This is a genomic window from Tomitella fengzijianii (genome assembly GCF_007559025.1).
Taxonomy (GTDB): Bacteria; Actinomycetota; Actinomycetes; order Mycobacteriales; family Mycobacteriaceae; genus Tomitella; species Tomitella fengzijianii.
In genome coordinates, this window is record NZ_CP041765.1 from 794,631 (window position 1) to 805,770 (window position 11,140).

Genomic DNA, 11,140 nt, shown 5'->3' on the forward strand with positions numbered 1-11,140 from the left:
GGACAGGGCGGAGGACGTGACGGACACCGGAGGGGCGACGGTATCGGCCGCGGCCGCCGACGCGGAACGCCCCGCTGCCGCGGCACCCCCGGGCGGGGTGCCAGAGCACCCCGGGACTCCTGTCGACGTGGCGGCGTACCTGCGCGCGGCGGAGGGTCGCCGGACGCGCCGGGCGTTCACCGACAGCGCGGTCATCGCCTTCCGGAACCTTCTGACGATCAAGCGGGTCCCCACCCTCCTCGTCAGCGCGACAGTGCAGCCGCTGATGTTCGTCGCGCTGTTCGCCTACGTGTTCGGCGCATCGCTCGGGGGCGGCGAGTACCGGGAGTTCCTGATGGCCGGGATCTTCACCCAGACGGTGGTGTTCAACGCCGCGTTCACCACGGTGGGGTTGGCCGGCGACCTGCAGTCCGGTCTGATCGACCGGTTCCGGTCTCTGCCGATGTCGCGCCTGGCGGTGGTGCTGGGCCGGACGGTCTCGGACTTCGTCGTCAACGTGATCAGCGTGGTCGTCATGGTCGGCTGCGGGTACCTGATCGGCTGGCGGATCACCGGCGGGGTCGGCGACGCGCTGGCCGCCTTCGGGATCCTGGCGCTGTTCGCGTTCGCCATGTCGTGGGTGGGCGTGTTCACGGGGCTCGTGGCACGGAACGTCGAGGTGGCGCAGAGCGTGGGATTCCTGTGGATGTTCCCGTTCACCTTCATCTCGTCGGCCTTCATCTCCGCGCAGAGCCTGCCCGGCCCGCTGCGCGTGCTCGCCGAGTGGAACCCGATCACGGCGGTCGCCACCGCCGGCCGCCGGCTGTTCGGCAATCCGGCGCCGCCGGACTTCCCGGTTGCGACGGGCTGGGCGGCCGAGCACGCCCCGCTGTACGCGCTGGTGTGCGCGGCGGTGATCATCGTCGTCTTCGGTACCCTTTCGTTGCTGTCGCATCGCCGGGTCGCGCGCGCCTGACGGGGCGGCCGCGCGTACCCGCTGCGTCTTCGTTCGCTTGCTCAGGCCGTGTGCGCGCTTCGGCCGTGAGCCCGCTTTGACCGTGTGCGCTGCGGCCGGGTATCGTAGACGGCCGTGCCCGGCTTGCCGGGTCGATCTGTGTGCCTGCCCGACGGTATGGCCAAGTGTGCGTTCCCGCGCTGCGCGCGCGGGCGAGCATCTGGCTGCGCTGTGAGGGGATGCGACACGCCCGACCGTGGGGTTCGGGTGAGGGGCAGTAGCTATCTTGTCCCAACTGCGAAAACCCTAATTTCACATCAGCAATGTTCGTCTCGACCGGCCGACTCGATCAGCCGCGCCGGCCGAGCCACAGAGAAAGACGGTTATGCCAACCATTCAGCAGCTGGTCCGCAAGGGCCGCCACGACAAAGCGGTGGGGGGTAAGACCACTGCGCTCAAGGGGAGCCCCCAGCGCCGTGGCGTCTGCACCCGCGTCTACACGACCACGCCGAAGAAGCCGAACTCCGCTCTTCGCAAGGTGGCACGTGTGCGCCTGACCACCGCCGTCGAGGTCACCGCCTACATCCCGGGCGAGGGCCACAACCTCCAGGAGCACTCGATGGTCCTGGTCCGCGGCGGTCGTGTGAAGGACCTGCCGGGCGTGCGCTACAAGATCATCCGCGGCTCCCTCGACACCCAGGGTGTCAAGGGTCGCAAGCAGGCACGCAGCCGCTACGGCGCCAAGAAGGAGAAGAGCTAATGCCTCGTAAGGGTCCCGCCCCGAAGCGTCAGCTGGTCAACGACCCGGTCTACGGATCGCCTCTCGTGTCGCAGCTGGTCAACAAGATCCTCAAGGACGGCAAGAAGTCCACCGCCGAGCGCATCGTCTACCAGGCGCTCGAGCAGACGCGCGAGAAGACCGGCACCGATCCGGTCGTCACTCTCAAGCGCGCGCTCGACAACGTCAAGCCCGCACTCGAGGTGCGCAGCCGCCGCGTCGGTGGCGCCACCTACCAGGTGCCGGTGGAGGTCCGTCCGGGCCGCTCGACCACGCTGGCGATGCGCTGGCTGGTGACCTTCGCGCGTCAGCGACGCGAGAAGACGATGGTCGAGCGTCTGGCCAACGAGATCCTCGACGCCAGCAACGGACTGGGCGCGGCGGTCAAGCGGCGTGAGGACACGCACAAGATGGCCGAGGCCAACAAGGCGTTCGCGCACTACCGCTGGTGATCCGTCCCCGGCGGGGCGGGCTGCGGCCCGCCCGGCCGGGTGGATCACGGTGCCGGCTCTCGCGTGCCGGCGCAACAGAATCCCGGGCCCAGGAGGGTCCACCGAATCACCGAGTCACGAGCGGGGAAGAATCCTGTGGCACAGGACGTGCTAACCGACCTCAAGAAGGTCCGCAATATCGGCATCATGGCGCACATCGATGCCGGCAAGACCACGACCACCGAGCGCATCCTCTACTACACCGGTATCAACTACAAGATCGGTGAGACGCACGACGGTGGCGCCACGATGGACTGGATGGAGCAGGAGCAGGAGCGGGGGATCACGATCACCTCCGCCGCCACCACCTGTTTCTGGAAAGACACCCAGATCAACATCATCGACACGCCGGGTCACGTCGACTTCACCGTCGAGGTGGAGCGTTCGCTGCGCGTGCTCGACGGCGCCGTCGCGGTGTTCGACGGCAAGGAGGGTGTCGAGCCGCAGTCCGAGCAGGTCTGGCGCCAGGCCGAGAAGTACGACGTCCCCCGCATCTGCTTCGTCAACAAGATGGACAAGCTGGGCGCGGACTTCTTCTTCACGGTGCGCACCATCGAGGAGCGCCTCGGCGCGACGCCGCTGGTCCTGCAGGTGCCGATCGGTGCCGAGGACCACTTCGACGGTGTCGTCGACCTCGTCGAGATGAAGGCGCTCACCTGGCGCGGCACCGTGGCGCCGGGCACCGAGCCCGTCGTCGAGGAGATCCCCGCGGACCTCCAGGAGACGGTCGACGAGTACCGGGAGAAGCTCCTCGAGGCGGTCGCGGAGACCGACGAGGCCCTGATGGAGAAGTACTTCGGCGGCGACGAGCTCACCGTCGAGGAGATCAAGGGCGCCATCCGCAAGGTCACCATCGCCAGCGAGCAGTACCCGGTGCTGTGCGGCACGGCGTTCAAGAACAAGGGCATCGAGCCGATGCTCGACGCGGTCCTCGACTACCTGCCGACCCCGGTGGACGTCGAGGCGGTGCAGGGCCACGCGGTGGACAACCCCGAAGAGGTCCTCGTACGGCACCCGTCCAAGGACGAGCCGTTCGCGGGTCTCGCGTTCAAGGTCGCGGCGCACCCGTTCTTCGGCAAGCTCACCTACGTGCGCGTCTACTCGGGCCACATCGCCTCCGGCACCCAGGTCATCAACTCGACCAAGGGCAAGAAGGAGCGCATCGGCAAGCTCTTCCAGATGCACTCCAACAAGGAGAACGCCATCGATGAGGCCCAGGCCGGCCACATCTACGCGTTCATCGGGCTCAAGGACGTCACCACCGGTGACACGCTCTGCGATCCGGCCAACCCGATCATCCTCGAGTCGATGTCCTTCCCGGAGCCGGTCATCGAGGTGGCCATCGAGCCCAAGACCAAGTCCGACCAGGAGAAGCTCGGCACCGCGATCCAGCGGCTCGTCGACGAGGACCCCACCTTCAAGGTGCACCTCGACGACGAGACCGGCCAGACCGTCATCGGCGGTATGGGCGAGCTGCACCTGGACGTGTTCGTCGACCGCATGCGGCGCGAGTTCAAGGTCGAGGCCAACATCGGCAAGCCGCAGGTGGCCTACCGCGAGACCATCCGCAAGACCGTGGAGAAGTACGACTACACCCACAAGAAGCAGACGGGCGGCTCGGGCCAGTTCGCGAAGGTCATCATCAAGCTGGAGCCCTGGGAGGGCGAGGAAGGCGAGACCTACTCCTTCGAGAGCAAGGTGACCGGCGGTCGCGTGCCGCGCGAGTACATCCCGTCGGTCGATGCCGGCATCCAGGACGCCATGCAGTACGGTGTGCTGGCCGGGTACCCCATGGTCAACGTCAAGGCAACGCTGCTCGACGGCGCCTACCACGAGGTGGACTCCTCGGAGATGGCGTTCAAGGTCGCCGGGTCGATGGCCTTCAAGGAGGCCGCGCCGAAGGCCAAGGCGGTCATCCTCGAACCGCTGATGGCGGTCGAGGTCATCACGCCCGAGGACTACATGGGCGAGGTGATCGGTGACCTGAACTCCCGCCGTGGCCAGATCCAGGCCATGGAGGAACGCAGCGGTGCCAGGGTCGTCAAGGCCACGGTTCCGTTGTCGGAGATGTTCGGCTACGTCGGAGACCTTCGGTCGAAGACACAGGGCCGAGCGAACTACACCATGGTGTTCGACTCCTACGCCGAGGTTCCCGCGAACGTCGCCAAGGAGATCGTCGCGAAGGCGCACGGAGAGTAATCTCCGTCTCATCGCGCGCCGGACACCAGGGCGACGGTGGGATACTGCACTGTTGACACGCCGTGTCGGATCCATGCAGGGATCGGCACACCGTGTCCGCGGTGGTTCCCGCCGGTCGGGCCCTGTGCACGACCAGAAGTACTGACCAGAACATCAACTGCACTGCTGCCAGGCAGCACGCAACAATGAGTCCAGGAGGACAACCAGTGGCGAAGGCGAAGTTCGAGCGGACGAAGCCGCACGTCAACATCGGGACCATCGGTCACGTTGACCACGGCAAGACCACCACCACCGCTGCCATCACCAAGGTGCTCGCGGATGCGTTCCCCGACCTCAACGAGCCGTCGGCGTTCGACACGATCGACAAGGCGCCCGAGGAGAAGGCTCGTGGCATCACGATCAACATCTCCCACGTCGAGTACCAGACCGACAAGCGCCACTACGCGCACGTCGACGCCCCCGGTCACGCGGACTACATCAAGAACATGATCACCGGTGCCGCCCAGATGGACGGCGCGATCCTGGTCGTGGCCGCCACCGACGGCCCGATGCCGCAGACGCGTGAGCACGTGCTGCTCGCCCGTCAGGTCGGCGTGCCCTACATCCTGGTCGCCCTGAACAAGGCCGACATGGTCGACGACGAGGAGATCCTCGAGCTCGTCGAGATGGAGGTCCGCGAGCTGCTGGCCAGCCAGGACTTCGACGAGGACGCGCCGATCATCCCGATCTCCGCGCTCAAGGCGCTCGAGGGCGACGAGAAGTGGACGCAGTCCGTCCTCGACCTGATGAAGGCCGTCGACGATTCCATCCCGGACCCGGTGCGCGACACCGAGCACCCGTTCCTGATGCCCGTCGAGGACGTCTTCACGATCACGGGCCGCGGCACGGTCGTCACCGGCCGCATCGAGCGTGGCGTGGTCAACGTCAACGAGGACGTCGAGCTCATCGGCATCAAGCCCGAGTCCACCAAGACCACGGTCACGGGCATCGAGATGTTCCGCAAGCTGCTCGACCAGGGCCAGGCGGGCGACAATGTGGGCCTGCTGGTGCGCGGCATCAAGCGTGAGGACGTCGAGCGCGGCCAGGTCGTCATCAAGCCGGGCGCCTACACCCCGCACACCGAGTTCGAGGGCCAGGCCTACATCCTGTCCAAGGACGAGGGCGGCCGTCACACGCCGTTCTTCAACAACTACCGCCCGCAGTTCTACTTCCGCACCACCGACGTCACCGGCGTCGTGGAGCTGCCGGAGGGCACCGAGATGGTCATGCCCGGTGACAACACCGACATGTCCGTCAAGCTGATCCAGCCGGTCGCCATGGACGAGGGCCTGCGCTTCGCGATCCGCGAGGGTGGCCGCACCGTGGGTGCCGGCCGCGTCACGAAGATCATCAAGTGATCGACTGACCACAGCCGACGAGCGGCGCCGATCCGGACAGGATCGGCGCCGCTCGTCTCTGTTCTGCCGGTGTCCCCGGTCAGCCGCTGACCCGTCCGGGCTGCCCGGTCGGGGGCCGCTGCGGCTTCGACAGCTCCAGCAGCACGCGCAGGCGCGGGGCGGAGGACCCGAGCGTCGCCGCCAGGTGGTCCGCGGCACCGGCCGCACCCCGTCGGATCTCGTCGGGGTCGGAGTCGGCCGCCGCCCGGACAGCCACCGTGATGACCGTGCCGCCGCCCGATGCCCGCGCGGTGGCGGAAGCGTTCTCGACGCCGGCGATCGCCGCGAACTCGCCCGACACCGCGGAGCACAGCGCGGACGGTTCCACCGCGGCCCGGCCGAGCGGCGAGGAGCCGAGCGTGATCCGCCGCGCGCGGCGGGGGCGCAGGTAGGCCACGAGGATCGCCGCCCCCGTCACCAGGGCCAGGGCCCCGGCGGCGAGCAGGGCCCACGGCCACCAGGACTGCGCGGGCGCGAAGTAGTACCAGCGTCTGTCCAGGTGGATCGACCACGCGGCGGACAGGTCCAGTCCCGCCCACAATGCGATGCCGTATGCGCCCGCGGCGGTCGACGCAGCCCCGACGAGCGCGGTGACCGCGCGTGCGACGGCCTCGAGCGCGCGCCCGGGGCTCCGGCGACCGGTCACCGTACCCGCCCGCTTCCGGGGCGGTTCTGCGTGGGCAGGACCCGGACGATGCGGACCCGCGGAATGGGCGTCGGGTGCAGCGTGCGGGTGAACGGCTCGACACGCTCGCGGACGAGCTCCGCGAGCGCGGTGTCTCCGGGCGGAGGGTCCCCGGGGCGCTCGGGCACGGTGACCGTCACCTGGACGCGGCGGCGGGTCGCGGTGGTCCGTGCGGAGTCCACGGCGGTCACCTGCTGCGCCCGCGCGCTGCAGGCTCGGGCGACGGCCGTCTCCGACAGCCACACCGGGGGATCGGCGGCCGTGCGGATGTGCGTGCGCCGACGGGGGCGGAACGCGGCCACCAACGCGACGACACCGACGACGACGGACGTGGGTGCCGCGTAGTACATCCAGGTCCGCCACGTCAGGCCGGAGATCCAGGTGGTCGCCGGGGCCAGCCACGGGGCGCTGGCCAAGATCCCGTGGTAGATGAGCAGTTCGCGCAGGGCGACGACGCCGGCGGCGAGGAGGCCGATGCCGACGAGCACCATCGTCACCGCGGCTGCGGGCGCCGCGCGCGGTTCCGGCGCGGCGCCCGCCCCGGAGCCGGCCGGGGCCGTGGTCGTCATGTCACGCGGCGGGCGATGGCCTCGCCCGCCGGGACCGAAGGTGCGATCCGCTCGACGGTGACATCGACCTGGCGGACGTGCAGGCCCGTCAGCTCCTCGATGCGGTCGGCGACCCGGGTCTGTACGGACTCCGTGAGCGACGGCAGGGAGACCGGCCACCGGGTGGCTATCCGTACCGCCACGGCGGCCTCGGCGCCGTCGATCACGGCGAGCGCGCGCGGCAGGCCGCGGCCGCGGACCCGGTCGAGCCCCTCGGACGACCGGACGACGCCGTCGACGGCGAGCACCTCGGCGCACGCGATGCGCGAGACGACGCGGTCGCGGATGACGAGGGTGCCGCGGGAGCCGGGCCCCCCGTCGTCGGCCGGTGTGCCGTCGGCGGGCGCGCTGTGCGTTGCCTCCGTCGTGGTCCGGGGCTCAGCCACGGCCCCTGCTCCGGAGCAGTCCGGCGAGATCGATGGCGCCGTCGTGGTGTGCGCCGAGCGCGAGCCCCACCGCGCCCAGCAGCACCGCGAAGACGAACCCGAGCAGGCCGCCCGTGGTGCCCGCGATGACGAGGAGGATGCCGGCGATGAGGCCGACCGCTGCCATGCTCATGGGTTCTCCTGTGGATCGGTGTGGCGGGCGTGGCGGATGGCGCCGGCCGCACGCGCCCGGCGCCGGGCGGGCGTCACTGGACGCGCGACGGGTACTCGGCGTCGGAGACTTCGTCCTCGGAGGGCAGATGGACGTCGTAGACGGTGACGTTGACCTCGACGACCTCCAGTCCGGTCATCCGCTCGACCGCGTCGATCACGTTGCGGCGGATCGCGGCGCCCAGGTCGTAGATGGGCACCCCGTAATCCGCGACGATGCCGATGTCGATGGCCGCCTGGCGTTCGCCCACCTCGACGGCCACACCCTGCGAGTGGTTGACGCGGGCGCCGGGGATCCGCCCGCGCAGCGCCTCGACCGCGCGTGCGGTACCGCCGCCCAGCGCGTGCACGCCGTCCACCTGCCGGGTGGCGGTGCCCGCGATCTTGGACACCACGGTGTCGGTGAGGATGGTGCGGCCCTGGTCGGTCACCAGCTGCGTCGATGCGGAGCCCGCCTGCGGTGCTGCGGCCAGGGGCCGTGGTCCGCGCTCCGGGCCGGTGCTGCCGGGCTGGGCGGAGGAAGCGGGTGTCGCCATGGTGTTGCTCCAGTCGTGATCACGCCGTCGGTGGTTTCCGGTGCTGTGCGGGCGCGGCCTGGCTGTTGCACCGGTCGCCGCGTCGGGGCCGTCGTGGGCACCCCTGCAATCGTACGGCGGATCCCGGCGCGGGCGGGTGCAGTATGAATGGGGTGCCCGGTCAGGCCCACACGGTGTCGATGTCGGTGTACTCGCGCGGCGGCGCGGACGGGACGGGTGCGGGCGTGCGCGAGAAGCGGGGGGCGGGCATCGGCTGGACGACGCCGTCGAGGTCGGCGAGGATCCCGCGGGCGGCGACGTGCGGATCGCCGGCGGCCTCGCCGAAGCTGAGGACGGGCGTTGCGCAGGCGTCGGTGCCGTCGAACACCGCGGCCCACTCGTCGCGGGTCTTCGTGGCGAAGGCGTCGACGAGTGTCGCGCGCAGCTCCGGCCAGCGCTTGCGGTCCTGCTGCGGGGGCACCGAATCGGGATCGATCCCGAGGCCGTCGAGCAGCCGGGCGAAGAACTGCGGCTCGATGGCGCCGACGGCGAAGTAGCCGCCGTCGGCGCACTCGTAGGTGTCGTAGAACGGGGCGCCGCCGTCGAGCAGGTTCGCGCCGCGTTCGTCGCTCCACATTCCGCGGCCGCGCCACGACCACATCATCTGCGCCAGCAGTGTGGATCCGTCGATCATCGCCGCGTCCACCACCTGCCCCCGGCCGGAGACGGTGGCCTCGTGCATCGCGGCGAGGATGCCGAAGACGAGGAACATCGAACCGCCGCCGAAATCGCCGACCAGGTTGAGCGGGGGCACCGGACGCTCGCCCGGCCGGCCGATCGCGTGCAGCACGCCGGTGAGGCTGATGTAGTTCATGTCGTGGCCGGCGCGCTGCGCCATCGGGCCGTCCTGGCCCCAGCCGGTCATGCGCCCGTAGACGAGCCGCGGGTTGCGGGCCAGGCACTCGTCGGGGCCCAGGCCCATCCGTTCCGTGACCCCGGGGCGGAAGCCCTCGATGAGGACGTCCGCCCGCTCGATCAGGTGCAGCACCTTCTCCACGTCGGCGGCGTCCTTGAGGTTCGCGGTCACCGCACGGCGGCCTCGTTGCAGCTGATCGCCGGACGGATCGGCGCCGGCACGGTCGACGCGGACGACGTCGGCGCCGAGGTCGGCCAGGAGCATGGCCGCGTGCGGGCCGGGGCCGATCCCCGCCAACTCGACCACGCGCACGCCGTGCAGCGGGCCGCTCCGCGTAGTGGAGTCTGTGGCGGCTGCGTGGTCGGCGGGGTCGGAGGTCGTGTTCCGGGTCGGGTTCACAGTGCGTTCTCCAGGGTTTCTCTCGGGTTTTCCAGGGCGTGTGTCCAATGACACGATTCTGCGCAGCCTAGCAAGCGCTTGGCCGCGTTCGACACGGTCAGGGGCCCGAGGGGGCCTGCACGTGCCCGGAAATCGGCTACGACACTGTGTCGTAATTGCGAGTCGCGCACATCCGTGCGTCGCCGCGCCGGACTCCCGTGATTAGCCCGATCGGACTAGTCCGGATCGCTCACGGCGACTGCGCTGCTGGGCTAAGTTGTGGTCGGACGAGGCAGTTTTCGGTGGCATGCGGACGACGGGCCCGGCAGGCCAGCCTCGCAGCGACGCGATGGGGAGTATTCCCGTGATGATTCGGTTGGGCGCACGCGGCAATCTGTTTCTGGCCACGTTCGTGTCGATGATCGATTTCTGGGTCTGGAACGACCTCGGTCCGCTGTCCTCGCGGTATTCCGAGTCGATGTCGCTGTCGTCCTCGCAGAGCGCGATCATGGTCGCGATGCCGGTGCTGGTCGGCTCGCTCGGGCGGATCCCGGCGGGCGCACTCACCGACAAGTACGGCGGCCGCAGAATGCTCCTCGTCGTGACGATCGCTTCGATCATCCCGATCCTGCTCGTCGGCTACTTCGGGTCGTCCGGCAACTACGTCGCGCTGCTGGCGTCCGCGCTGCTGCTGGGCGTGGCGGGCACGGTGTTCGCCGTCGGCATCCCGTTCGTCAGCGCGTGGTACCCGCCGGAGCGCAAGGGGTTCGCCACGGGCGTGTTCGGCGCGGGCATGGTGGGCACCGCGGTGGCGGCGTTCTTCACCCCCCGGTTCGACAACTGGTTCGGCGGCATGCAGACGCACATCATCCTGGCCGTCGTCCTGGCCGTCACCGCGGTGATCGTGTTCCTCGGCGCCTCGGACGCGCCGCAGTGGAAGCCGCAGACCGACCCGTTCCTGCCCAAGATGTGGGCGACGATGAAGCTGCCCGTCACGTGGAACATGTGCGTGCTCTACGGGCTGGTCTTCGGCGGCTTCGTCGCCTTCGCCAGCTACCTGCCCACCTACATCGCCACGATCGACGTGTACGACTTCGATCCCATCCAGGCGGGCAGCCGCACCGCGGCGTTCGCGGTCGCGGCGGTGGTCGCCCGGCCCATCGGCGGCATGATCTCCGACCGCGTCCCGCCGAAGAACGTCGTACTCGTGTCGGTCGCCGGCACCGCGGTGTTCGCGGCGCTGGTCAACATGCAGCCCAAGCCGGAATGGCAGGCGGGGCTGGTGTTCGGCGGGCTGGCGTTCTTCCTCGGCATCGGAACCGGCGGCGTGTTCGCATGGCTCTCGCAGCTCGCCCCCGCGAACAAGGTCGGCAGCGTCACGGGCATGGTCAGCGCCGCCGGCGGGCTGGGCGGCTACTTCCCGCCGCTGATCATGGGCGCCACCTTCGACGAAGCCGGCAACAACTACCACCTCGGTCTGACTCTGCTGGTGATCACGGCGGTGATCATCCTCGTGTACACGGCCATGCTCGTGCCGGCGGCCGACCCGACACGGCGCGTGAGCAGACCCGGCGCCAAACCGAAGGAGGGCGCGTCGACATGAC

At 69.6% G+C, this 11,140-nt stretch carries 12 protein-coding genes; 6 read left to right on the forward strand and 6 right to left on the reverse strand.

Annotated features, from left to right (window positions below; translation table 11 throughout):
- The first annotated feature begins 139 nt into the window (after nucleotides 1-139).
- From FO059_RS03575 to tuf, 5 genes are all read left to right on the forward strand, one after another.
- Nucleotides 140-955 (forward strand): ABC transporter permease, encoded by an 816-nt coding sequence (locus tag FO059_RS03575; protein ID WP_233267071.1) that lies wholly within the window; start codon nucleotides 140-142, stop codon nucleotides 953-955.
- Nucleotides 956-1,319: 364 nt separating this feature from the next.
- Nucleotides 1,320-1,694 (forward strand): 30S ribosomal protein S12, encoded by a 375-nt coding sequence (rpsL, locus tag FO059_RS03580; RefSeq protein WP_143906421.1) that lies wholly within the window; start codon nucleotides 1,320-1,322, stop codon nucleotides 1,692-1,694.
- A complete protein-coding gene (rpsG, locus tag FO059_RS03585) occupies nucleotides 1,694-2,164 on the forward strand; it encodes a 30S ribosomal protein S7 (RefSeq protein WP_143906423.1) in 471 nt (156 codons plus the stop codon). Before rpsL ends, rpsG begins: the two co-directional genes overlap by 1 nt.
- A 135-nt stretch (nucleotides 2,165-2,299) precedes the next feature.
- Nucleotides 2,300-4,402: an elongation factor G gene (gene fusA / locus FO059_RS03590; RefSeq protein ID WP_143906425.1), complete on the forward strand. Its 2,103-nt coding sequence runs from the start codon at nucleotides 2,300-2,302 to the stop codon at nucleotides 4,400-4,402.
- Nucleotides 4,403-4,608: 206 nt separating this feature from the next.
- Nucleotides 4,609-5,799, forward strand: a complete 1,191-nt coding sequence (gene tuf / locus FO059_RS03595) for an elongation factor Tu (RefSeq protein WP_143906427.1) — start codon at nucleotides 4,609-4,611, stop codon at nucleotides 5,797-5,799.
- Nucleotides 5,800-5,878: 79 nt separating this feature from the next.
- Here tuf and FO059_RS03600 read toward each other — a convergent pair whose 3' ends face one another.
- From FO059_RS03600 to FO059_RS03625, 6 genes are all read right to left on the reverse strand, one after another.
- Nucleotides 5,879-6,484 (reverse strand): hypothetical protein, encoded by a 606-nt coding sequence (locus tag FO059_RS03600; RefSeq protein ID WP_143906429.1) that lies wholly within the window; start codon nucleotides 6,482-6,484, stop codon nucleotides 5,879-5,881.
- Nucleotides 6,481-7,092 carry a DUF6286 domain-containing protein gene (locus FO059_RS03605; protein WP_143906431.1) on the reverse strand — a complete coding sequence of 204 codons (612 nt, stop codon included), beginning with the start codon at nucleotides 7,090-7,092 and terminating at the stop codon, nucleotides 6,481-6,483. Before FO059_RS03605 ends, FO059_RS03600 begins: the two co-directional genes overlap by 4 nt.
- Nucleotides 7,089-7,517, reverse strand: coding sequence for an Asp23/Gls24 family envelope stress response protein (locus FO059_RS03610; protein WP_158726784.1), 429 nt, complete (start codon nucleotides 7,515-7,517; stop codon nucleotides 7,089-7,091). Before FO059_RS03610 ends, FO059_RS03605 begins: the two co-directional genes overlap by 4 nt.
- Complete coding sequence (locus FO059_RS03615; RefSeq protein WP_143906434.1) at nucleotides 7,510-7,689, reverse strand: DUF2273 domain-containing protein; 180 nt, start codon at nucleotides 7,687-7,689, stop codon at nucleotides 7,510-7,512. Before FO059_RS03615 ends, FO059_RS03610 begins: the two co-directional genes overlap by 8 nt.
- A gap of 73 nt (nucleotides 7,690-7,762) precedes the next feature.
- Nucleotides 7,763-8,263 carry an Asp23/Gls24 family envelope stress response protein gene (locus FO059_RS03620; RefSeq protein WP_143906436.1) on the reverse strand — a complete coding sequence of 167 codons (501 nt, stop codon included), beginning with the start codon at nucleotides 8,261-8,263 and terminating at the stop codon, nucleotides 7,763-7,765.
- A 160-nt stretch (nucleotides 8,264-8,423) separates the two neighbouring features.
- The gene (locus FO059_RS03625; RefSeq protein ID WP_199257144.1) at nucleotides 8,424-9,557 is read right to left on the reverse strand and encodes a CaiB/BaiF CoA transferase family protein; all 1,134 of its coding nucleotides are present in this window, start codon (nucleotides 9,555-9,557) and stop codon (nucleotides 8,424-8,426) included.
- Nucleotides 9,558-9,903: 346 nt separating this feature from the next.
- On the opposite strand from FO059_RS03625, the gene FO059_RS03630 reads away from it, so the two are divergent.
- A complete protein-coding gene (locus FO059_RS03630) occupies nucleotides 9,904-11,139 on the forward strand; it encodes an MFS transporter (RefSeq protein ID WP_143910406.1) in 1,236 nt (411 codons plus the stop codon).
- The last annotated feature ends 1 nt before the right edge of the window (nucleotide 11,140 follow it).